A 22,681-nucleotide genomic window follows, 5' to 3' on the forward strand; every position below is an offset into this window, starting at 1 on the left:
AAGCGTTAAGGCCGGGTAGCCGGCGAGATAACAAAACTACTTCGAAAAGCCGCCCATCCAACAGAAAATCCGGCTTGAACTAAGCCGGACTTCCTCCGCTGTAATCGATTCGCTGCTTTTCGGCATGGCGCGAGACGGCCAGCCCGATCAGCGTATCCAGCAGCTCCGCGTAGGACACGCCGCTTTCCTTCCACATGAGCGGGTACATGCTGTACGGCGTGAAGCCCGGCATCGTATTCACTTCGTTGATGAACAGCTGGCCGTCCTCCTTGCGGAGGAAGAAATCGACGCGCGACAAGCCGGAGCCGTCGATTGCCTGGAACGCGCGGACCGCCATCTCGCGGACCGAATCCGATACTTCTTCCGGCAGGTTCGCCGGGATATGCATCATCGACTTGCCGTCGACGTATTTCGCTTTATAATCGTAAAATTCGCTGGAAGACGTAATCTCGCCGACCACGGAAGCCCGCGGCTCGTCGTTGCCGAGCACGCTCACTTCGATCTCGCGCGCGTCGACGAATTCCTCGACGATGACCTTGCGGTCGAAGCGCAGCGCGTAATCGACGGCTTCGACCAGCTCCTCGCGGTTGCGCGCCTTGGAGATGCCGACGCTGGAGCCGAGATTCGCCGGTTTGACGAAGCAGGGGTAGCCGAGCGCGGTTTCGACTTCCATGATGTAAAACGAGGCGTCGTTCTCCCACTGCGTCCGGTTGAAGTAGCGGTAGATGCACTGCGGCAGCCCGTCTTGGGCGAAAACCTTCTTCATCGTGATTTTGTCCATGCCGACCGCCGAAGCGAGCACGCCCGCGCCGACGTACGGAATGTTCGCCATCTCGAACAGGCCTTGAATCGTCCCGTCTTCGCCGAACGTGCCGTGCAGCAGCGGGAAGACCACGTCAAGCCCGGTATCGCCCGAAGCGATCGCGTTCGCCGCCGACGAGACGGCCGAGATCTTGACCTCCGCCGGGACGGATGCGATCGCGGCCGTCTGCGCCTGTTCCGCGCCGCCGCCGAAGACCGGCATGAGCGCTTCCGTGCCGACGACCGCGCTCCCGCCAGCGAGGCGAAGCGAGCCCAAGTCGGACGGCGGAGCCAGAAGCACCTGCCCCGAGCGCCATTCGCCGTCTTTGGAAATATAAAAAGGTTTGATTTCGTATTTGTCGTAGTCAAAAGCTTTCATGACCGCCAAGGCCGTTTGCAGCGAAACCTCGTGCTCGCCGGAGCGCCCTCCGTAAACGAGCCCTACGCGCACTTTCTCCCCCATGATCCGATCCTCCGGTTACGTATAATTTCCCACACAGGCGGGTTCTCATTCCCTCAGGGCTTGAAGCGCACCTAAAACTCATCCGCGATATGAAAAAAACGGTACTTCGTGTTCTCCGTCCACGCGTAGGAATCCTGATAGTCCCAGTAGCGATGGCGGCTCGGTACCGTATTCGCGTTGACGAGCGGCATGCCCGCCGCGTCGAACGCGGTCACGATCGTGCTATGCTGGTAGCGGTTATCGCCGCCCCAATCGTAGATGATGACGTCGCCGAGCGCCAACTGGTCGGCGGAATCGACGACCGTCGCCCGCAGCGAAGAATTGTGCGAAGCGGACAAATAAAGCTGCAGCGCGTTCGCGACGGCCCAGCTGTAGCTCCAATTTTCCCGGCTGCCGCTGAACCCGCGGTACCACCAGCCGGAAGCCCTTTTACCAGTATAGTTCATCGGTGCGCTGCCTGCAAAGAGACATTGGGAGATGTAATTCGTGCAATTGACCTCGAAATTTTCGTACGCGGGGTTCGCTTCGTTCCACCAGCGGTCGGCATACGCGGCGGCCAAATCGCGCCTGTAACGGATTCCGGCGCGGCCATGTTTGAAAAAGGGCAAAACGTCATAATTTATATAGGGTATGGATTGCGGCTTGTTCTCCGCGGCGAGCGCGAGCTCGTCGGCGAACTCGCCCGCATGGCTGGAATGGGACGAGCTGAACCGCGGACGGCGTTCGGACACGATCGGCTCGATCCGGGAGATGACGTACTCGCCGTCGTCCGCGGCAAGCCACAGCCGTTCGCGGTCGAAGCGTTCCTCCGAATACGTTCGTCCTTGATGGTCGATCGTTCGCCTGACGCGAAGCTCGATCAGCACCGACACCTCGGAAAGCGTGCCGGATTCGCTGATGCGCAGCAGCTCGGCGCTCGTCTCGCTCCGGGTGGGCAAAATGCCGCGGAGCAGCTCCTGTTCCCGCAGCCGGGCGAGACGCTGCCCGAACCGGTACAGATGGTCCCCGTCCGTGACGACATCGCCGAAAGGGGCGGCGAAGCGGTCGATCTCGGCTTGATTGTACAGCTTCACGTAACGATGGACGGCCGACTTCCAGCCTTCCGACTTGGCGGAGTCCTGCGGCCCGCCGCTTTCCTGCGCAAGCATGGCGCTGCCGGACCTGCCCGATCCGTGCAGCCGCACGGACGGCGAGGCAACGCGGCCCGACCGGCCGGCCGCGCCTTTTCTCGTTACCGCTTTGCCGGTTCCGGCCCGTATTCGCGATCGCGGCACATCTGATCCCTCCCGAACGTCCGATTTTGAACCGTCCCAGTTCGTGGGCGGAATAACGCTGGTTCATTATATGAGCCGCACCGCGATTTCATGTGAAAACGGGCGGAAATCTACCGCGGAAGGTAATATTTATGCTTCCTTATTTGACGAAAAAACGCTATACTTAGGGTATGAATTGTTTTTGAAATCGTGTTTCACTGTGTGAAACCGGCACGTACAAAGTCAAGGAGGCGCGAAGCGCAATGACAAAGCAAAACGAGTATTCCGTCCGCGAATCCCTCTCGGTCGGCGGCAAGCAATACGCCTACTACCGTCTGGGCGGACTGGAAGAGCAAGGCCTGGGCAAAATCTCCAAACTCCCTTTCTCCATTAAGGTGCTGCTCGAAGCAGCCGTTCGCCAATTCGACGGACGCGGCATTACGAAAGAACACGTGAAGCAGCTTGCGACATGGGCTGACGGACGCGAAGACAAAGAAATCCCGTTCATTCCCGCACGTATCGTCCTGCAGGACTTCACCGGCGTACCGGTCGTCGTCGATCTGGCGGCGATGCGCGACACCGTGAAGAAATCGGGCGGCGACCCGAAGCAAATCAACCCGCTCGTGCCGGTCGACCTCGTCATCGACCACTCCGTCATGGTCGACGCCTTCGGAACCCCGGAAGCGCTCGAATACAACATGGACATCGAGTTCAAGCGCAACGGGGAACGCTACCGTTTCCTTCGCTGGGCGCAAACGGCTTTCGATAACTTCCGCGCCGTTCCTCCGGGCACGGGTATCGTTCACCAAGTCAATCTCGAGTACCTGGCATCCGTTGCCGCAACCAAAACGATCGACGGCGAAACCGTCGTGTTTCCGGATTCCCTCGTAGGCACGGACTCCCACACGACGATGATCAACGGTCTCGGCGTCGTCGGCTGGGGCGTCGGCGGCATCGAGGCGGAAGCCGGCATGCTCGGCCAACCGCTGTACTTCGTTACGCCGGAAGTCATCGGCTTCCGTCTGACGGGCGGCCTGGCAGAAGGCGCTACGGCGACCGACCTTGCGCTGACGGTTACGCAAATCTTGCGCAAAAAAGGCGTCGTCGGCAAATTCGTCGAATTCTTCGGCCCTGGCCTATCCAACATCAGCCTGGCCGACCGCGCGACGGTTGCCAACATGGCTCCGGAATACGGCGCTACGGTCGGTTATTTCCCGGTCGACAACGAAACGCTGCACTTCCTGCGCTCCACGGGCCGCACGGAAGAACAAATCGCGCTCGTCGAAGCTTACTATACGGCGCAAGGCATGTTCCGCACGGACGATACGCCTGAACCGACGTTCTCGGACATCGTCGAGCTCGACTTGTCCACGATCGTGCCTTCCCTTGCCGGACCGAAACGCCCGCAAGACCGCGTCGAGCTGACGGCGATGAAAGAATCGTTCAACAGCATCATCCGCACGCCGATCGACAAAGGCGGTTACGGCCTCTCCGACAACAAGATCGAAGAGACGGTCGACGTGAAGCACATGAACGGCCAAGTGAGCAAAATGGGCACGGGCGCGGTCGTCATCGCGGCCATCACGAGCTGCACGAACACGTCCAACCCGAGCGTAATGATCGGCGCCGGCCTCGTGGCGAAGAAAGCCGTTGAACGCGGCCTGAAAAAACCGGCTTACGTGAAGAGCTCCCTGACGCCGGGTTCCCTGGTCGTAACGGACTACCTCAAGAACGCCAACCTGCTCGAGTCGTTGGAACAACTCGGCTTCTATGTAGCCGGCTACGGCTGCGCGACTTGCATCGGTAACTCCGGCCCGTTGCCGGACGAAGTAAGCAAAGCGATTGCCGATAACGACATGACGGTTGCTGCCGTATTGTCCGGTAACCGGAACTTCGAAGGCCGCGTCCATGCGCAGGTCAAAGCCAACTACTTGGCATCGCCGCCGCTTGTCGTCGCTTATGCGCTTGCCGGAACGGTGAACATCGACCTGTCTTCGGATCCGATCGGCTATGACGGCAACAACCAACCCGTCTACCTTAAAGACATCTGGCCGACGTCCAAGGAAATCGCGGATGCCATGGCTTCGGCTATGAGCCCGCAAATTTTCCGCGACAAATACGAGAACGTCTTTACGCAAAACGAGCGTTGGAACGCGATCGACGTGCCGACGGGCGAAAGCTACGAGTGGGACGCGAAATCCACGTATATCCAAAACCCGCCGTTCTTCGAAAACCTCGGCGCGGATATCGGCGATATCCAAGACATCAAGAGTTCGAGCGTGCTGGCCTTGCTCGGCGACTCCGTCACGACGGACCATATTTCTCCCGCGGGCAACATCAAGACCGACAGCCCTGCAGGCGAGTATCTGATCAAACACGGCGTGGACAAAGTGGACTTCAACTCCTACGGATCGCGCCGCGGCAATCACGAAGTCATGATGCGCGGCACGTTCGCGAACATCCGGATCCGCAACCAGGTCGCCCCTGGCACGGAAGGCGGCGTCACGACGTACCTGCCGACGGAAGAAGTCATGTCCATCTACGATGCATCCATGCTGTATCAGAAGAACGGCAAGAACCTCGTGGTCATCGCCGGCAAAGAGTACGGCACGGGCAGCTCCCGCGACTGGGCGGCCAAGGGCACGTTCCTGCTCGGCGTCAAAGCCGTCATCGCGGAAAGCTTCGAGCGGATCCACCGTTCCAACCTGGTCGGCATGGGCGTGCTGCCGCTGCAATTCCAAGAAGGACACGGCTGGAAAACGCTGAACATCACGGGTCGCGAGACATTCGACATCACCGGTCTGAACAACGACGTGCAGCCGGGCCAAACGGTGACCGTCACCGCGACGCGCGAGGACGGCACGACGTTCGAATTCCCGGCCATCGTCCGCCTGGACTCCCTGGTCGACGTCGACTACTACCGCAACAGCGGCATTCTCCAAACCGTGCTGCGCCAAATGATCGCGGCAAACGGCAACTAAACACCGCCGTTCGCCTAACGAAAACGGGTCCGCTCCCAGAGCGGACCCGTTTTTTTGTATGTTCAGAGCGCTGGTCAGGTACCGGACCTTAGCCTCGTCACGGTCCCGGCCATGCTCATAAAATGTTCGGTGTACTGCTCGGCGGAGAAATGCTGCCTGATGTGCTTCTCCGCTTGCAGGCGAATGGTACTGCGCAGGGTCGCGTCGCCCATTAGCGACTGTGCTTCGGCAAAAGCCTGATCGATGTTGCCGCGCCGGTATATTTTTCCGGTCTCGTTGTGAATCAAGAACCTGCGGATGCCGTCGGAGTCCGTCGCCAACACCGGGCAGCGGCACAGCATCGCTTCCGCGACCGCGTAGCCGAAGCCTTCCAGGACGGAAGTCGAGCATAGGAAGCCGCCCGAGTCGCCGATCACGGACAAGTAATCCGCGATTTGCGCATGGGGTACGTTTGATAGGGTCATCAATTTGCTTTGCAGCTGAAGCCCGTTCACCCATTTGTCGAACTGCGCTTTCTCGTGCGGCTGCTGCAGCGTCGCATCTCCGAACATCCACAGGCACGCGTCCGGATATCGATTGATGAGCCTGGCTCCGAGGAGCAGGAACTCGCGCCAATTTTTGTTCGCTTCGAGCCGCCCGATCCAACCGACGATCGGGAACGATTTGGGCGGATAAGCGACATAGCCGAAAGCCTCCGTATCGAGCGGATTATCGAAGCTGAAGGAAGGCATGCCTTTCAAATACGCGGCCAAGAGCACTTCCAAATGCTTGGTGCGGGGAATGAGCAGCGCGTCCGTCGCCGGGCGTATGCGCCCGGCGCTTTCGCTCATGAAGGCATGCGCGGTTTCCATCGGACCCAATCCTTGAAGCTCGAACACGAGCGGGCCTTGGTAGCCGATCCTCCGCATCGTGACCAGCATCTCGTCGTCGGTACAGACGATAATCAGATCAAAGCGCTCCTTCTCGAGGAGCCATCTGATCTCGCCGTCCCCGCGCAGGACATAGGTCGGAATGTCGACAACGTTCTTCAGTCCCTCACCATCATGCGTGTACATCAGATGGCATTCCACGCCGATTCTCCGCAGCGCCTTGCAGCGGATTCGGTTGAGCGTCTCCATTCCCCCGCTCGGCGTGAAAAACGTGAACAGAATTTTCATCCGGCATCTCTCATCTTCATCCCGTCCTTACGCGAGCTGCTGCGGTGTCGTCCCATTGGAGGAGGCATGCCGAATGATAACCATCTATCGGTATCGAAGATCCGTTCCCGGCAGGCTGCCGTGGCGTGCGGCGGCCCGCGGAACGGTACTTCAACGGAATAAGCATCGTCAATGACGGCCAAGCTCCTGCGCATTGCCGGATTACCCGGGGATGATGCGGCAGCCGCCCCCGCTTGCCTCGCTCCGCCGTCAATTGGAGCGTGCCGGGCCGGTAAGCATCATCTTGACCCCATTGTATGGCCGAAGACGGGGGAGCGCTTGTGCCGTTGTCCCCTCAGGCGGAATGCTGCCCCGAAATCCGCGTCCGTACGCCAAGAGACGCGCCTGCCGGCAATTTGCCCGCGGACGCGTCTCTTGGCGTTCCCCTTATAATGCTCGCGCATTATTTCAACATCGATCCGAGCCGTTTCGCCGCTTCCATGACGGCCGGCGCCTGTTCGCGCATCTTCTCCGGCGTCAGGCGGTTGGCCGGACCGGAGACCGAGAGCGCGGCGACCAGCTTGCCGGTGCGGGAGACGATCGGCGCCGCCACCGCGGCCGCGCCCTGCTCGCGCTCCTCCACGCTCGTCGCATACCCGAGCATGCGCCATTCCCCGAGCTGCTCGCGGTACTGCTGCCGGTCGAAGGAATCCGGCCAGGACGCGTCCTGCAACAGCTCCTCGCGCTTGTCCGGCTCTTCGAACGCGATCAGCACTTTGCTGGACGCCCCGACGTAGAGCGGAAGCCGGGCTCCGATCGGCGCTACCCTGCGAATCGCCTGGACGCTCTGCACCGCCTGGATGCGAATCCGCTCGTTGCCGTCGCGCAGGTACAGGCTGATCGTCTCGCCGAGCAGGTCGCGCAGCCGCTCCATCTCCGGCAGTCCGATGACCGCGGGATCGTCCGCGCCCGACATATTGGCCGACAGCTCCCAGATGCGCAGACCGAGGCGATAACGGTCCGAGGCCGGGTCCCGCGCCACGAAACCGCGTTGTTCGAGCGTGGCCAGCATGCGGTGAACCGTGCTCTTGTGCAAGCCGACCTTATCGGCCAGCTCCGTCATCGCCCATTCCCGTTGATCCGTGAAGCAGAGCAATAAATCAAGCGCCCGTTCAACGGACCGAACCGTTGATTTGCCGTCCTCCGCCATAGGCCTTCTCCCCCATTCGCCGGTTTCACGCAGTGAAACTTAATTACACCCAGTATAACGCAATTGGGGTCTTCCGGTAAAGCGCATCCCGATTTTCCGGCTTATTTTACAGCATGATTACAGGACGCTAACATTACGTCGACACGCATTGACAGGCCGCCCCCGCCGGACATAACATAGGAATACAGAACTATTAGAAAGCGCTTACAGAATATTTTTCCTGCACTTCCTTTTTCATTCTAGTTTTCCCTATTCTTTACGGTCCTATCCAAACTCGCACCGATTCGAACCGCCGTGAGGCGGCGATCAGCGCCCGAACTCGCGTACAGCCTTTATCGAGGGGGTCACCACCATGAGCACGACGATCACACCCATGCATCCTGCCGCCGGAAGCTTCCCGCCCGGCCTTCTGCCCCCTCTCGCGCCTTCGCCTGCCGAGAAGCCGGCTGCCTCCGGCAATCATCGCCGCCGGCATGCGGCGGTCGCCGTGCTGTCCGCCTTCACCGCGATGGTGCTGTTCACGGTGCTCGCCTTTCACGGCTACGTCGCCTGGGTCATCGCGCATCCGTACGTACCGGCGCTGACGACGAACCCGCTCGCCGCCAAAGGACTCGCTTACAGCGACGTCGCCTTCCCCAGTAAGAGCGGGCGTACCACCGTCCATGGCTGGTACATTCCCGCGCCCGCTTCCGGCGGGGCGACGGCCGTCAAAGCCGCCGGCATCGCCGCAGCGTCGATGCAAGACGGTAGCGCCGCCAAACCCGCAGCGTCGACAAATTCCGACCGCACCGTCGTGTTCAGCCACGGCTACGGCGCCAACCGCGAGGAATCCTGGGTGCCGATGTACGATTTGGCCGAGCTGCTGCACGGCCTGCACTACAACGTCTTCATGTTCGACTACGGCTACGCCTCTTCCGGCAAACGGACGCCGGCCACGGGCGGGCAAGAGGAGTCCCAGCAGCTGCTGGCCGCCGTGCAGTACGCGCGCGTGCAGGGCGCCGGCGAGGTCGTCGTCTGGGGCTTCTCCATGGGCGCCGGCACCGCGCTGCAAGCGGCGCTGCAGACGGACGCTTCCGACCGGATCGACGCCATGCTGCTCGACAGCCTGTTCCTCCCCAGCTCCGACTCGCTCTACAGCAACGTGAAGCAGTATTTGAAAGACCTGCCGCGCTACCCGTCGGTTCCGCTGATCAAATGGATGCTGCCCTTCTTTACCGGGGTCCACATGGATAACTTGCCGGTCGATCAGGTCATGCGGACGGAATACGCCATCCCGCTCTTCATCATGCACGGCACGAACGACGCCATCGCCTCGGTGACCACCGCCGAACGGATCGCCGCCGACCAGCATAACGCGTTGTCGCGCACCTGGGTCGTGCAGGGCGGCACGCACGAGCTGCTGTTCAAGACCCGACCGAAGGAGTACATCCAGCGCGCGGCGCTCTTCTTAAGCCAAGTGGACGCCGCCTATAACACGACCGCTTGAACCTCGGGTTCGGCAAGCGGAGGAAACGTCCCGGCGCGCGCTTCTCAAACAATCCTTTGACGGGCCGTGCGCACCGAAAACAATCGGGCACCTTGTCGCAGCCCGCATGCATCAAAACAAACGAGCATCCTTGCGCAGCGTTGCGCCCAGCCGCCGAAATAAAAAGCCCTCCTCGCCGTCCGCCGATTCCGACGGGCCGCAAGGAGGGCTTTTCGTATTGCTGTAACGTTATGGACGATTATTGCTTAAGCAGGGACAGAAACTCCGAACGAAGCGCCGCGCTCGTGCGGAATTCCCCGCGCACCGCCGACGTGACGGTCTTGCTGCCCGGCTTCTTCACGCCGCGGGCGCACATGCACAGATGCTCGCCTTCCACGACGACCATCACGCCGTGCGGCTGCAGCACCTCATCCATGATATCCGCGATCTGCGTCGTGATCCGCTCCTGCACCTGCAGGCGGCGCGTCACGGCTTCCACCAGCCGTGCCAGCTTGCTCAGGCCGGCGATCTTGCCGCTCGGAATATAACCGATATGGGCTTTGCCGAAGAACGGCGCCATATGGTGCTCGCACTGGCTGTAATACACGATGTCGCGGACGATGACCAGCTCTTCGTGTTTCTCGTCGAAGGTCACTCCGAGCACGTCGCGCGGATCGACCGAATACCCGGCGAAAATCTCCTCGTACATACGCGTCACGCGCGCGGGCGTCTCATGCAGGCCTTCGCGTTCCACGTCCTCGCCGATGAGGCCAAGAATTTGACGGATGTGATACTCTATTTTTTCCCGATTATCCGAAACGACAGTATTGACGTAATCTTTGATCCCCGCCATTGCAATCGTCTCCTTTCCCTGTACCGGCAGGCCGCGGGGACGATTATCTCCGTTTGCCGGGACGCTGGTTTTGGTTTTTCATCATGCTCTGCGCTTTTTGCAGCTGTTGGTTGTTCATATTATAGCCCATCTGTTTTGCCATCTTCTTGAGCATCTCCGGATCGCTCTGCATCTTCTCCAGCTGCTTGCGCAGATAGAACACGCCGACGAAGAAGCCGCCCACGCCGCCGACGATGAGCGTAATGATCGAAATAATGACCGTCCACATGATCGTTCACCTTGCCTTATCTCATATAGTCATATTGCCATTTATAATAGCATGAGGGACCATGCGTTCGCAAACACGAAAAGCATGATCCCTCTTTCGCATTCCATCTTCGTTCGCAAGATACGGAAGCCGCTTAGGCAGCCGCCTCACACCGAACCCGCTAGCGCGTCCAGGGCCGTGTCGATCGCCTCCAGCACGGCGGCGTCCTTCTCGCTTATCCGCGCCTCCGAGAGGATGGAGACGGAGGCCTCGCCTCCGATCCGGCTCAAGGACCACGCGGCCGTGGCGCGCAGCTCGAAGCGCGGATCGCCGCGCAGCACGCCTTCCAGCGCGGGAATCGATTCCGCGTCCTTGAAATTGCCCAGCGCGATGACGGCATTGCGCTGGATCGGCTTGCGACCCCGCCATGCGGACGCGTTCGAGCCGTACCGTTCCTTGAACTCTCGGTTGCCCATCGTCAGCAGCGGCACGAGCAGCGGCTTTACCTTCTCGTGGTCCGGCGCCAGCTCCGGATGATGCGCCGCGTTCTTGCCTTTGTTCTCCGGGCAGACGATCTGGCACGTATCGCAGCCGTACAGCCGGTTGCCGATCTTGCGCATCAGCTCGTCGGACACGAGCCCTTTCGTCTGCGTGACGAACGAAATGCAGCGCTGCGAATCGAGCTGTCCCGGCGCGACGAGCGCGTCCGTCGGGCAGGCATCGATACAGGCGGTGCAATCGCCGCAGCTTTCGGTCACCGGCTTGTCCGGCGGCAGGGGCAGATTCGTGATCATTTCGCCCAGGTAGACCCAAGAGCCCCACTCCGGCGTGATGATGGCGCAATTGCTGCCGGACCAGCCGATGCCGGCGCGTTCCGCCACGGCCCGGTCGGACAGCGCGCCCGTGTCCACCATGCCGAGAAACCGTCCTTCCGGGACGCGCTCCCGCAGCCAATCTTCCAATCGACGCAGCCGCTCCCGGAGCACCGTATGGTAATCCTCTCCCCAGGCGGAGCGGGATAGCATGCCGCGCCTCGCCCCCGGAACGGACTTCGGCGGATCCTGAAGCTTGGAAGGGTACGCGATCGCGATCGCGACGATCGAACGCGGGTCGTCGAACAGCAGCGTCGGCTCCGTCCGCTTATCGAGATCGGGCTCTTCGAAGCCGGATTCGTAGCCCAGCTCGCGGTGCCGCACGAGCCGCTCCTTGAGCTTCGTGAACGGCTCCGCCGAAGCGACGCCGATCTTGTCGATGCCGAGTTCGCGGGCGGCGGCCTTCATGTCGTCCTTGAGCCGTCTCCAATCCATGCTGCCGCTTTCCACCACCCGGCACCTCCTTCTTCCGGCCCGCTTACAGGCGGGCCCATTTCGTAATCGGCCATAAGATCAGATCCGCGCGCCCGAGAATGGCATCCCGCGGCACGGCCTGAAACGACCTGCTGTCGCGGCTCGCGCTCGCGTGGCGGTTATCGCCCATGACGAAATAATGATCGGCCTGGACCGTTACCGGACCGTAATCCGGATCCTCGACGAGCACGTCCGTGTACGATTCCACGACGAGCTCTCCGTTCCGGTACAGCTCTCCCTGGCGGATCTCGATCCGATCGCCCGGTCCGGCAACGATGCGCTTGACGAGATATTCCTTGCGCGTATCGGCGTCGGCGGGATCCTTTAAAATAATGACGTCGCCGATCTTGGGCGCTCCGGCCAGATAACTGATTTTGTCCACGAACAGCCATTCCTTCTCGTACAGCGTCGGCTGCATCGATTGGCCCTCGACCGTCGAGAGGCTGAATACGAAATAATTCATGCAAAGCACGACGAGCACGGCGACGGCAAGCGTCAGTCCCCAGGTCAACAATTCCCTCAACCATGGCGAAACCGCCTTGGAAGCGGCCCTCCTGCCTGCGGACGCGGGACGCTCCGTCTGTGCGGATCCAGTCCGCTCCTTGCGTACCTTCGCGGATGCCTTCCTGTTTTTGCGCGGTCCCAGAGCTGCCTGTTCTAACTCCTGCGGGGAATCGATTCCCGGGCCTGGACCAGTATTCATGTATCAGCTACACCTCGCCCGTCTGTTTACTCCATGCGTCGTAATACGACATGATGAGCTCGTCATTGAACGGAGCTTGCCCGCTCTGCGCGCGGTGCAGCAGCGCTTGGAGCCCCTCCATTACTTTTCGGTTGACTTCTTCCGAATAATGATAGGCGACTTTGTGCATTTCGTATTCCTCCTGATCCACCACTTGCGCTTTGCCGCCGCGGGGAACGATGACGTCCAGATCGTAATCGATGTACGTCAGCACGTCGTTCTGGAAAAACATCGGCGAAGCCACGTTGCAGTAATACCGCACGCCGTGATCCTCGAGCAGGCCGACGACGTTGAACCATTGGCCCGGGATAAAAAACGATACCGCCGGAACCCGGCTGATCCACTGCTTGCCGTCCGCTTCCTGGATCGGCGTCTGACGGTTAATGAACACGAGCATCGATTCCGCAGTATGCTCGGGCGCCAGCTGCTCCGCGGGCACCAGCCAATTCTCCAACCAAACCCGGTGCAGGTGGCCGTTATTCTTGAAGCTCTTAATGACACAGGGCCGATAGGTTGTCATATGCAATTACTCCTACGCAGACAGAATTTCGTGAAGGAACGCGATTGTCTTTATTATTCCATATATGAAGCGTAATCTTTCCTATACGTATAAGAAAAGCATATCTGTTCGCCAAAAGCAATGACGGCAGATATGCTTGTCCAACGCGAAAAGCATTATATAAGAAGACGGGGCCAGGGAGGTTACCCTGTGACAATGCTCAGCTTCTGGAACGAACGGAAAAAATCCGCCGCGACGTAGCCAAGCGATTCGTAAAGCGAAAGGATCGGTTCGTTGTGTTCATCGGCCGTAACCATGATTTTCGTGACATTGCGCTGCGTGAAACGCTGGCGAAGCGAGGCGATCAATTGCTTGCCGATGCCTTGACGCTGGTATTTCGGATGCACGGCGATACGATAGTAGTATCCGCGCCCATTATCGATCGTCCCGATCATAATGCCCGCGATTTCATCGTCAACCGCCGCAACCAACACCAGTTCGCTGTCCCAGGAGAGTTGGCGGGCAAAAGCTTCCATGGTCTGCTCATAGCACTCTTCCGACAAGACGGTTTCCAGCAGCTCGGTAACAGGTTGATAATCGGCTAATTGGAAGGATCGAACGTCCATAACTTTAAGCTCCTCTTCAAGTCCAGTATGGAATGCAAGATCTAACGAATTTTTAAGGTAAATTTAATAATACGACAAAATCATTCGAATTCCTTCTAAAACCTTTAAAATTCCTTAAAAAATTTATTAAATCGGTCGTTTTCTGTTGAAAGCGCTTTATTGCAAGCGTTTTCAACTTTATTCAGACAAAATAAAAGGCGCCTTGCTCCACCTTGATCGCAAGATTTCGCAAGCCGCATAATTCGTTGGTCTTACTCCTCAGTGTTTCTCGGCTTCCATAAGCGCTATGATTTTAAGCGAATCCAACTCGTCCTCACTGAACCGCTCCGACACCCGTTGCTTCAATTCCGCTTTCTCCTGTTCAGTCATTCCGCCCTTTACCTCCGCGGCCATGTCTTTCAACTCGCCGATCGAAAATTTGTCCATTACAAGCTTGATCGCTTCATTTTTGTTTTTAACCGCCATCTTTATGGGGCTCGAATGTCCTTGCTTGTCCGTGCCGGCTCGATCTTCGGCAACTGCTTGTTCGCCTAGAAGATGTTTCACGTTCTCAGCGTCTAAGCTGCTCTGTATCATTTGCTTGACTTCAGGATCAGCCAACATCTCGGTTGTCTCCTTGGCGTTCAGCACCTCGTCCGCTACCTGCTCCATGATTTTATTGCCGAGCGCATGATAGACGTACTTATAGCCCGCAAACCCGATTCCGGCTGCCAATATCAGAACCATGATCCATTTTTTCATAACAGCCTCCTAAACTTACGCTAGCGATCCCGACATTTTTTTGTCCATTATACCCTTTTTCGACACCTCCTGACAAAAAAACAACCTCGGTTGTTGCTTCCGAGGTTGTTCATCTCGATCTCTTCAAGCCTTCAGACGTCATCGTCGTTCGGAACTCAGTTTAGCCCAAATTCCGCGATGCATGCTGAACCGCACGCAAAGCCTCTCCGGAAGCTTCCGGTAGCGTTTGCCCAATTGAAACCCAAGGAATTTGGCGCCCGCGTCCGCCGCAAGTTTAGGTACCCACAGCCAATGCCGATTGCGGACCAAATAACGCAGTTGATGCCAAACCAAGCGCGACCCGGCTTTGCCCACGGCCGAATAAGGATATACCCATTCATTGTCGCGCATGGATACGCCATTATCGAAGTACCGCCTGAATTGCTGCACGGCCGAATAATTGTGCGAATGAATGACGCGCGCTTCCGCTGCATAGCTCACGGTGTAGCCGTTCAGGATGCATCGCGCCGCGAAAAACAAATCTTCGTTGAACAAGACGGGAGCGTCGAATTGTCCGCGCTCGAAAAAAATCGTTTTCCGGTATGCCGCGCAAACGTTCGAACAGAAAAAGGTCTTGATGCCGAGCTCCGGAAGATCCGCTTCGCTCTTTCGCATGGAAACCGGAGGATAGTTGCTCTCCCTCGCAATTTTTTCAAGCACGTCGGCATCTTCTCTGGCCAATTGCCGCCCGTACGCGCAAGCGGTATCCTCATCGGCATATAAGGCATCCAACAGGCGTTCGAGCAAATAAGCATCCGCAGGACAAGCGTCCTGGGTCATGAAAACCAACGTGTCGCCCATTGCCTGCTGCGCCGCGTAATTCCGGGTACCCCCATGGTCGAATTCCGCCTTGGCTATGCGTATCACTCGAGCGCCTTCTTGGAGGGCTGTCTCGGCCGTCCGGTCCGTCGAAGCGGAGTCAATCACGATAATTTCTTCAGGAGGCCGAGATTGGCTCTGAAGCCTTCTAAGCAGCACTTCGAACTCCGGGCCAGCATTGTAAGTCGGAATAATAACAGACACGCGATGGTTCGGGTTAGTAGGCATTTTTATTCAACAAGCCTTTCGTTACCGTCCGCACGATAATTCTAATGTCGAAGAAGAAGGTCCAATTTTCAATATAGAAGAGGTCGTGCACGATACGATCCTTGATCGACGTATCGCCGCGAAGGCCATTCGTCTGCGCCCAACCCGTAATTCCCGGCCGGATATGATGCTTCACCATGTATTTGGGAATTTCTTCTTTGAACTGCTCCACGAAATAAGGGCGCTCCGGCCGCGGACCGACCACGCTCATATGACCGGCCAGCACATTGAAGAATTGCGGCAATTCGTCGATGCTGGTTTTTCGAAGAAACGCGCCAAATCTCGTCCTGCGGGGATCGTTCTCCACCGTCCATTGCATATCGGCGACCGATTGATCGTACACATGCATGGAACGAAACTTGTACATCTGGAACGTCCGGCGGTCCAGTCCGACCCGCTCTTGCTTGAAAATAACCGGCCCGGGCGACGTTAGCTTGATGCCTAGGTAAGCAACGAGCATGACCGGGGAAGTCAACGCGATCGTGAGCAAGGAGAACACGATATCGAACATCCGTTTCAAAATCTGGTTGCTAAGCTCATCCAGCGGAACATCCCTCACATTAATGAGGGGGATGCCGGCGAAATTATCGAAGAACGGACGAGCGGGAAGCACGTCGAAGAAATCCGGGATGATCAGCGTCTTAACGCCGAACCGTTCGCACTTATCGATGATGTACGCATATTTTTTATAAGCTTTCAATGGCAGCGCGATGATGACTTCGTCTACGGTATGCCGTGTCAACACGGCATCCAGGTCCTCGATCTTGCCGAGAATCGGCTTTAAATGACGATTCTCTTGTTCATGTCCCGAATGAAAATCATCCAAAAACCCGATGACATCATAGCCCAATCCGGGATGCTGCGATATATTATCATAAAAACTACGCCCGAGCGAGCCTGCCCCGAGTATAAGTAAATACCGTTTGTTGTATCCTTTGCGCCGCATACGGGAAAGCGATAGCTTAACAGTTAAGCGATAAATAATCATACAGAAGGCGTTCATGGATAAAAAAATAGCCAAAAATTCCCTGGATATATGTACTTCCTTAGCAATAAAAAGAAGGCTGAGCAAACCGAGAAAACTTAACCCCTGGACTTGAATGATCTTCATAATTTCAAGAGAGAAGTTCTTCCTTCGTCCGGGCGCGTAAAATCGGACATAGAACCCAATAACGACTGACGAGAACGAAAAAACGGTCGCCCATGAAAGATAGACTTTAAATGGTAGTGTCGCTTCATGCGGAAGCAATCCGCTATCGAACTTCAACCAGAATGCGGCCAAAAACGTTAAGAGGGTGCATAACATATCAGCGAACACGTAGATTTGCGTCAAAAACCGTTGATTTTGTCTGATCACATCTTCACCCCCTTTTGTGGAGAAATTTGTCTAATACATTTTTATTATACCAAGGTTCAAATGACAGAACTACTACAATTCATTAAATACGTAATTAATTGGAAAATATATGAGTGTTATTTCGCTATTCTTTCATCCTCAAAAATTCAATAAGCGCTTCCCGCCAGGGTCTTAATTCTTGGAAGCCGTATTGTTTAATAGCCTCATGCCCCAAAACTGAATAGGCAGGTCTTACAGCAGGCCTCGGAAACTCTGCCGTGGTGCAAGGTTCTATTATCACTTTATTCATTCCACACTCTTGTATAATAGCCTGGGCGAATTCAAACCATGAGCACTCCCCGCTGTTGGAAGCATGATAAATCCCGTAAAAGTCGGATTGCACTAATTTGATTACAAATGCTGCTAGATCGAGCGCATAGGTCGGCGATCCCTTTTGGTCATGAACCACTTGGATCCTTTCCTTCTCGCTTGCGAGCCTTCGGATCGTTTTCACGAAATTCCCGCCATATCGGCCAAATACCCACGATGTACGAACAATAAAGCACCGTTGAAGTACCGACATTACTTCATGCTCGCCCGCCAGTTTGGATCTTCCGTAAATTGTTTGCGGATTTGTCATCGCAACCTCTTCATATGGCGAGTGAGCAGTGCCATCAAAAACATAATCCGTGCTCACATAGCATAACTTGGCCTCTACCGCTTGAGCGGCCAAAGCGACATTACGCGTCCCCTGTTGATTAATTCGATATGCTTCCTCAGGTTCGCTTTCAGCTTTGTCGACGTTTGTAAAGGCAGCACAATGGATAATCGCGTCGGGCCTCAGTTCTTTTACTACTTTGCAGCATGCGTCGAAGTTAGTAATATCCATTGAATCGCGATCTACACCCATAATTTGCAACCCGGGGTTGGCGACAAGCTGCAAGATTTCCTTCCCGAGTTGACCATTTGCCCCAGTGACAAGAATTTTCCATGCAGGTTCGACCGTCATTATGTTGATTCCTGACCGGAAAATACGCTTGATAGCCAACTCTCATGATTCAAATACCAATCAATGGTCATTTTCATGCCTAAGTCATAATCATATGCGGGTACCCAGCCCAACTCAGCTCGAATTTTGGAAGCGTCAATTCCATAACGGCGATCATGGCCGAGACGGTCTTCTACGAATGTCATAAGCGATTCTGACTTTCCAAGAGTCGACAATATCGTTTGGACTACCTGAAGGTTCGTACGCTCGTTATTGCCGCCAATATTGTACACTTCCCCCGGCCCCCCCGCATGGAGCACGAGATCAAGCGCGCTGCAATGATCCTCGACATAGAGCCAATCCCGTACATGTCGGCCGTCTCCATAGACGGGCAACGGCTTGTTCTGAAGTGCTTGCCTTATCATCAGGGGGATTAGCTTCTCGGGAAATTGATAGGGACCGTAGTTATTGGAACAACGCGTAATGTTCACATTCAGACCGTAAGTTTCGTAGTAAGCTCTCACGAGCATATCCGCCCCTGCCTTGCTGGCCGAGTACGGACTATTAGGCGCAAGCACGGATTGCTCCGTAAATAAGCCTATTTCTCCCAACGTACCGTACACTTCGTCGGTCGAGACTTGCACGAATTTGTTGACACGGTATTTCCTGGAAAGCTCAAGTAGGGTCTGTGTCCCCAATACGTTGGTTTTTACGAAGATGTCCGGATCGGCGATACTTCGGTCGACATGCGATTCGGCCGCGAAATTAACCACGGCGTCAATTCCTTCGGCAAAAATAGGCTCGAGTGCACTTCTATCGGTAATGTCTGCTCTCACGAAGCGATAAGAGGCACGCTCATCAAGGGCCAGCAGGTTCTCTAGATTCCCTGCATAAGTAATTGAATCCACATTGATTAGATGGATGTCAGCATGCTTTGCAACTAAGTAATGTAAAAAATTACTTCCAATAAAGCCCGCCCCACCTGTAACTATTATTCTCATAATGAACCCTCATCATATAAAAAATTTGATTCGGCTGCAGCGAGTACGGGATGCCGGCGATCTTTTTCTGACAATATAGGATTGGTAAACGGCCAGTCGATATTTAACTTTGGATCATCCCAAGCAATCCCGCGATCATGCTCCGCTGAATAAAACTCATCTACTTTATACTGTACCTCACAATTTTTCACCAACGTGCAAAAGCCATGTGCAAAACCACTTGGAACTATAAGCTGCCAATGATTAAATGCAGATAGGACGAAACCCTGCCATTGCCCATAGGTTGGTGATTCGCGTCTGATATCCACTATCACGTCGTAAACGGCTCCACTTGTACATCTTACTAGCTTTGTTTGCGCTTTAGGCGCCAACTGATAATGAAGCCCTCGAAGAACGCCCGCCTCCAGAGACAAGGAATGATTATCCTGCACGAAACGATTGCTTATCCCGCATTCGTTAAACTTGCGTTCATTATAGCTCTCCATAAAAAAACCGCGACTATCTTGGATGATTGTCGGCTGAATCAACTTAATGCCGGCTAAACGAGTTTCTGTTATCTTCATGCAGGCCTACACCCCTTACTACTATCGCAATTCGAACTCTTGACCGAGATTAAGATTACTTGCAAGTTCATTCGCCCGTAACAAAGAAGCGTGAGTCCCAGCATCTGTCCACCAACCTGGCAAAACGTCATACGTAAGTGCCTGATTCGCGAGATAAGAATTGTTTACATCCGTTATTTCCAATTCTCCACGATTGGACGGCTTTAGGGAACGAATGATACCAAACACGCTGCTATCATACATATAGACTCCCGTAACGGCAAATCCGCTTTTAGGTTGTTGAGGTTTTTCCTCGATGTTGATTATTTTATCGTTAACCAGTTCCGGAACGCCGTATCGTTGAGGCTCCTCTACCTGCTGTAGAAGAATTTTAGCACCGTAGCGCTGATCACGAAAGCGTTCCACAAAAGGAGATATACTCTTTTCAAACACATTATCACCCAAGATTACTACCATCTGGTCATCACCGACAAAATGCTCTGCCAATCCGAGCGCTTGAGCAATTCCGCCGGCTTCATCTTGAACTTTATAGGTAAAACCAAGTCCGAACGCCGACCCGCTGCCTAGAAGATTGACAACGTCGCCCATGTGCTCCTTCCCTGTCACAACAAGAATATCATGGATACCAGCCAGCTTCAGCTTGGCAATTGAATGACAAATCATCGGATACCGCCCTACGGGCAAGAGATGTTTATTCGTTATCTTCGTAAGCGGAAGCAGCCGTGTTCCCGTACCACCTGCGAGAATGATACCTTTCAACAAACTCACTCCATTTCTTAAATTTCGTTTATTGCGGTTTTGTCGCTGCAATTTGAATTTCTTCAAAGTTATTAACTTCAACTTCCTCGAAATAGATATCTCCGATTTTATAAATACAGGTATATAATCCAGGTTCTTTAAAGGTATACTCCAAATGATCACTTAGATTAGAGATAAAATCATAACTCGCACCGTCTCTGTATATATACCACCTAGCATTAACTTTATTGAAATTTGACAGGTTAACTTTAAATTCGTATCTATTGTTTGCGAGTTTTTTAACGGATTTTCCGCTTACCGCCGGTTCTTGTTTATCGGGAGAAACGCCGCCAAAAGAGAATCGCTTCCCTTTCTGGTCAATAAAACCGACTAACTTTCTGGACGTTTCTTTTGCTTGGTTTCTCATATAACTGATAACAGCATAGGAATGACCGTCTTTCAACGAAAACGAAGCTGATTTTTTGGTTGAATAGGAGCTCGACAGTTCTTTCTTCCCTGTAGCCTTATCCAATAAATAATAACAATACGCGAGTTGTTCAGTTAATGATCGCGCATTGTTTATTACCGACGCTTCGTGATCTTTAATCGCAACATGCACATTCATCTCCGGAAGTCTCTTACGAGAGGGAACGTTTACTTTTAAAGAATCAATCGCCACTACCCTGCCATTAAAAGAAGGAGCGTTTTTTTCAAACGAATCGAGTTGATCCCCGGTCACGATCCTAACCGAAGTAATATATTGAATATCTTTACCCTGCTTCTCAAAAGAAAGCGTAGTCGTAGGATCGACTTTATTTAGTCCTGCAGATATATAACTCAAATGTTTGGGATCATCATTTCCACTATATTTTTCGTAACTATCCGCACCGTTGAGTTGTTGTATTAGTACATAATAATTTGTCCCCTTAATCTTCAATACCGCGCGATTCGCAGAAACACTTACAGCTCCCACCTCGTTAGAAAGATGGAAATTTTGAGTATAACGATGCTCTTTATTCGAAAGTACATCATCCATGATTAAGAAGCTATGCCCATTAATATAGGCAATGCTTCTATCGATGTTGACTCCTCCATAAATATTATTGAAGCCAGTTACAAGATCATATCCTTGTTCTTGTTTAAAATCATATATGCCTACCTTTCTAGAATTAAACATTCCGGTAGAATAGGACTTATTATCGACTAGAATAGAATTATGCGCAAAGCCGCTAATCGTATAATCATGAATATTATTGCCCACCATATAATTATACATCCCCGGGTCAATGAAGATATCATGTCCTTTGGAGTACAACTGAATCGAAAGATCATCCGCGTGTTTATGAGTACTGGAAAGAAAACCAGATTTAAACATCAGCCAAGTAGATTGGGCGTATCCTGTTTTATCCATGGACTCCCTAAAAATTGCATACCCGTCATCTTTATAAATTCTCGATAATGCGGTTGGCTTAACGCCATCTTCCCCTTTACTCTCGACATAGCGTAAATTCAGGTCTCCGTAATCGGGCACCTGCATGGCATGTAGCGTCCCAGTAGTATCTCCAATAAAGGGAAAAGTTACATTCGGTTTAAGAACATAGGTTGCGTAATCAAGCGCACCATTAACATACTCGGACGCCGTTTCTGCGTAAGGATCCTCAAAGTCCTTTAATACAACGCTTAAATTTTTCAAATACGATATTATGCCTAAATGATAGCCAACAGAATTTTCGATGTGGATATGTTTATTCGGAAAAGCATATTGCAACTGCTTTTTTATTCGTTCTTCACCTTTATTTACATATTGTTTATCAGCAAGATAATAGCCTGCCTTTATTAAGGCTCCATCTTCAAAAATGCCATGGTTATGATTTGCAGTGTAATTTTTATCATCCATCAGCCATTCTACATTTTTCAATATAATTGCTTGGGCATTTATTGCGCTATCATTATTCAGACCTTGTGAAGCAATAGCAAAGAAAATTAAATTTTCCGTTCTTTCCGCAACAGAGTGGTCATACCAAGTATATCTATTTCTACGTTGCTGCTGATTATCATATTCATTCCAAGAAACTACAAACTTTTTCGCTGCCTTTATATACTTTTCATTTCCAGTTTCAATATAAGCACTTGTCAAATAGAATACAGGTCTAAGTGTGTGTAAATATAATGAGAATGAGTTAGGTGAAGCTTTTGAAGTAATATCCCAATTAAGATGATTGATATCGTATGGAACCTTTTCATCAATAGAAGGATTAACAATAAGATTTCCACTCAATAAAGAATTGGAATATGAAATATAGTCGTTAATCTTATTTGCACTTCCCACATAAAGTGGCTCAAACTTCTTCAATAAATTTTCATCGACTATTCCGCTCTTCCCGTTTGTATGGGCACCTAAAACAGGAAATAAGCTTACTGTGCTTATGGCAATCACAAATATCAATACCATTCTTTTCCTTCTCATATTCCACGCCCTTCAACATCTCTCATCCTTCTTACGCTAGGAAATACAATTAATGTTTTCTATACGTATCTCCGATGAATACAGCGAATCAAACCAATAA

The 22,681-nt window shown here is 53.7% G+C and carries 20 protein-coding genes; 2 read left to right on the plus strand and 18 right to left on the minus strand.

Features of this window, described 5'->3' with window-relative positions; genetic code table 11:
- Window positions 1-79: 79 nt before the first annotated feature.
- On the minus strand, window positions 80-1,264 hold the full coding sequence (locus AC50YL_RS05960) for a D-alanine--D-alanine ligase (protein WP_494830157.1): 1,185 nt from the start codon (window positions 1,262-1,264) through the stop codon (window positions 80-82).
- A gap of 71 nt (window positions 1,265-1,335) precedes the next feature.
- Window positions 1,336-2,538, minus strand: coding sequence for an amidase domain-containing protein (locus AC50YL_RS05965; protein WP_494830159.1), 1,203 nt, complete (start codon window positions 2,536-2,538; stop codon window positions 1,336-1,338).
- 242 nt (window positions 2,539-2,780) lie between these two features.
- Between AC50YL_RS05965 and acnA the strand changes: the two genes are divergently transcribed.
- The gene (gene acnA, locus AC50YL_RS05970; RefSeq protein ID WP_494830161.1) at window positions 2,781-5,498 is read left to right on the plus strand and encodes an aconitate hydratase AcnA; all 2,718 of its coding nucleotides are present in this window, start codon (window positions 2,781-2,783) and stop codon (window positions 5,496-5,498) included.
- Window positions 5,499-5,572: 74 nt separating this feature from the next.
- On the opposite strand, the gene AC50YL_RS05975 is transcribed toward acnA, so the two are convergent.
- Both AC50YL_RS05975 and AC50YL_RS05980 read right to left on the minus strand, forming a co-directional pair.
- Window positions 5,573-6,655, minus strand: a complete 1,083-nt coding sequence (locus tag AC50YL_RS05975; protein WP_494830163.1) for a glycosyltransferase family 4 protein — start codon at window positions 6,653-6,655, stop codon at window positions 5,573-5,575.
- A 442-nt stretch (window positions 6,656-7,097) separates the two neighbouring features.
- Window positions 7,098-7,844 (minus strand): IclR family transcriptional regulator, encoded by a 747-nt coding sequence (locus AC50YL_RS05980; RefSeq protein WP_161746598.1) that lies wholly within the window; start codon window positions 7,842-7,844, stop codon window positions 7,098-7,100.
- Window positions 7,845-8,196: 352 nt separating this feature from the next.
- Between AC50YL_RS05980 and AC50YL_RS05985 the strand changes: the two genes are divergently transcribed.
- On the plus strand, window positions 8,197-9,330 hold the full coding sequence (locus tag AC50YL_RS05985; protein ID WP_494830165.1) for an alpha/beta hydrolase: 1,134 nt from the start codon (window positions 8,197-8,199) through the stop codon (window positions 9,328-9,330).
- A 238-nt stretch (window positions 9,331-9,568) separates the two neighbouring features.
- On the opposite strand, the gene folE is transcribed toward AC50YL_RS05985, so the two are convergent.
- The 14 genes from folE to AC50YL_RS06055 all read right to left on the minus strand — a co-directional run bounded on the left by folE (window position 9,569) and on the right by AC50YL_RS06055 (window position 22,566).
- Window positions 9,569-10,162, minus strand: a complete 594-nt coding sequence (gene folE / locus AC50YL_RS05990) for a GTP cyclohydrolase I FolE (RefSeq protein WP_494830167.1) — start codon at window positions 10,160-10,162, stop codon at window positions 9,569-9,571.
- Window positions 10,163-10,205: 43 nt separating this feature from the next.
- Window positions 10,206-10,430, minus strand: coding sequence for a YneF family protein (locus AC50YL_RS05995; RefSeq protein ID WP_161746595.1), 225 nt, complete (start codon window positions 10,428-10,430; stop codon window positions 10,206-10,208).
- Between the two features lie 146 nt (window positions 10,431-10,576).
- Window positions 10,577-11,716 carry a tRNA epoxyqueuosine(34) reductase QueG gene (queG, locus tag AC50YL_RS06000; protein ID WP_494831170.1) on the minus strand — a complete coding sequence of 380 codons (1,140 nt, stop codon included), beginning with the start codon at window positions 11,714-11,716 and terminating at the stop codon, window positions 10,577-10,579.
- Between the two features lie 43 nt (window positions 11,717-11,759).
- Window positions 11,760-12,278: a signal peptidase I gene (lepB, locus tag AC50YL_RS06005; RefSeq protein ID WP_494830169.1), complete on the minus strand. Its 519-nt coding sequence runs from the start codon at window positions 12,276-12,278 to the stop codon at window positions 11,760-11,762.
- 187 nt (window positions 12,279-12,465) lie between these two features.
- Window positions 12,466-13,017 (minus strand): DUF402 domain-containing protein, encoded by a 552-nt coding sequence (locus AC50YL_RS06010; protein WP_494830171.1) that lies wholly within the window; start codon window positions 13,015-13,017, stop codon window positions 12,466-12,468.
- 182 nt (window positions 13,018-13,199) lie between these two features.
- Window positions 13,200-13,622 carry a GNAT family N-acetyltransferase gene (locus AC50YL_RS06015; RefSeq protein ID WP_494830173.1) on the minus strand — a complete coding sequence of 141 codons (423 nt, stop codon included), beginning with the start codon at window positions 13,620-13,622 and terminating at the stop codon, window positions 13,200-13,202.
- Between the two features lie 258 nt (window positions 13,623-13,880).
- Window positions 13,881-14,363, minus strand: a complete 483-nt coding sequence (locus tag AC50YL_RS06020) for a hypothetical protein (protein ID WP_494830175.1) — start codon at window positions 14,361-14,363, stop codon at window positions 13,881-13,883.
- A 138-nt stretch (window positions 14,364-14,501) separates the two neighbouring features.
- Window positions 14,502-15,449 (minus strand): glycosyltransferase family 2 protein, encoded by a 948-nt coding sequence (locus AC50YL_RS06025; RefSeq protein ID WP_494830177.1) that lies wholly within the window; start codon window positions 15,447-15,449, stop codon window positions 14,502-14,504.
- Entirely contained in the window at window positions 15,439-16,845 is a 1,407-nt protein-coding gene (locus tag AC50YL_RS06030) for an undecaprenyl-phosphate glucose phosphotransferase (protein ID WP_494830179.1), read from the minus strand. The genes AC50YL_RS06025 and AC50YL_RS06030 overlap by 11 nt, the downstream gene beginning before the upstream one ends.
- Before the next feature lie 124 nt (window positions 16,846-16,969).
- Entirely contained in the window at window positions 16,970-17,833 is an 864-nt protein-coding gene (gene rfbD, locus AC50YL_RS06035) for a dTDP-4-dehydrorhamnose reductase (RefSeq protein WP_494830181.1), read from the minus strand.
- Window positions 17,833-18,813, minus strand: a complete 981-nt coding sequence (rfbB, locus tag AC50YL_RS06040) for a dTDP-glucose 4,6-dehydratase (protein WP_494830183.1) — start codon at window positions 18,811-18,813, stop codon at window positions 17,833-17,835. The genes rfbD and rfbB overlap by 1 nt, the downstream gene beginning before the upstream one ends.
- A complete protein-coding gene (gene rfbC / locus AC50YL_RS06045) occupies window positions 18,810-19,376 on the minus strand; it encodes a dTDP-4-dehydrorhamnose 3,5-epimerase (protein WP_494830185.1) in 567 nt (188 codons plus the stop codon). Before rfbC ends, rfbB begins: the two co-directional genes overlap by 4 nt.
- A 21-nt stretch (window positions 19,377-19,397) precedes the next feature.
- Window positions 19,398-20,135: a sugar phosphate nucleotidyltransferase gene (locus AC50YL_RS06050; protein ID WP_494831172.1), complete on the minus strand. Its 738-nt coding sequence runs from the start codon at window positions 20,133-20,135 to the stop codon at window positions 19,398-19,400.
- Window positions 20,136-20,163: 28 nt separating this feature from the next.
- Window positions 20,164-22,566, minus strand: a complete 2,403-nt coding sequence (locus AC50YL_RS06055) for an alginate lyase family protein (RefSeq protein ID WP_494830187.1) — start codon at window positions 22,564-22,566, stop codon at window positions 20,164-20,166.
- Between the last annotated feature and the right edge of the window lie 115 nt (window positions 22,567-22,681).

This window comes from Paenibacillus sp. J22P277 (assembly GCF_059383675.1).

Excerpts from the sequence above, each read along its gene's own strand:
- AC50YL_RS05960 (WP_494830157.1), bottom strand. The coding sequence starts at position 1,264 with ATGGGGGAGAAAGTGCGCGTAGGGCTCGTTTACGGAGGGCGCTCCGGC.
- acnA (WP_494830161.1), top strand. The coding sequence starts at position 2,781 with ATGACAAAGCAAAACGAGTATTCCGTCCGCGAATCCCTCTCGGTCGGC.
- AC50YL_RS05975 (WP_494830163.1), bottom strand. The coding sequence starts at position 6,655 with ATGAAAATTCTGTTCACGTTTTTCACGCCGAGCGGGGGAATGGAGACG.
- AC50YL_RS05980 (WP_161746598.1), bottom strand. The coding sequence starts at position 7,844 with ATGGCGGAGGACGGCAAATCAACGGTTCGGTCCGTTGAACGGGCGCTT.
- AC50YL_RS05985 (WP_494830165.1), top strand. The coding sequence starts at position 8,197 with ATGAGCACGACGATCACACCCATGCATCCTGCCGCCGGAAGCTTCCCG.
- folE (WP_494830167.1), bottom strand. The coding sequence starts at position 10,162 with ATGGCGGGGATCAAAGATTACGTCAATACTGTCGTTTCGGATAATCGG.
- AC50YL_RS05995 (WP_161746595.1), bottom strand. The coding sequence starts at position 10,430 with ATGTGGACGGTCATTATTTCGATCATTACGCTCATCGTCGGCGGCGTG.
- queG (WP_494831170.1), bottom strand. The coding sequence starts at position 11,716 with ATGGATTGGAGACGGCTCAAGGACGACATGAAGGCCGCCGCCCGCGAA.
- AC50YL_RS06010 (WP_494830171.1), bottom strand. The coding sequence starts at position 13,017 with ATGACAACCTATCGGCCCTGTGTCATTAAGAGCTTCAAGAATAACGGC.
- AC50YL_RS06015 (WP_494830173.1), bottom strand. The coding sequence starts at position 13,622 with ATGGACGTTCGATCCTTCCAATTAGCCGATTATCAACCTGTTACCGAG.
- AC50YL_RS06020 (WP_494830175.1), bottom strand. The coding sequence starts at position 14,363 with ATGAAAAAATGGATCATGGTTCTGATATTGGCAGCCGGAATCGGGTTT.
- AC50YL_RS06025 (WP_494830177.1), bottom strand. The coding sequence starts at position 15,449 with ATGCCTACTAACCCGAACCATCGCGTGTCTGTTATTATTCCGACTTAC.
- rfbD (WP_494830181.1), bottom strand. The coding sequence starts at position 17,833 with ATGACGGTCGAACCTGCATGGAAAATTCTTGTCACTGGGGCAAATGGT.
- rfbB (WP_494830183.1), bottom strand. The coding sequence starts at position 18,813 with ATGAGAATAATAGTTACAGGTGGGGCGGGCTTTATTGGAAGTAATTTT.
- rfbC (WP_494830185.1), bottom strand. The coding sequence starts at position 19,376 with ATGAAGATAACAGAAACTCGTTTAGCCGGCATTAAGTTGATTCAGCCG.
- AC50YL_RS06055 (WP_494830187.1), bottom strand. The coding sequence starts at position 22,566 with ATGGTATTGATATTTGTGATTGCCATAAGCACAGTAAGCTTATTTCCT.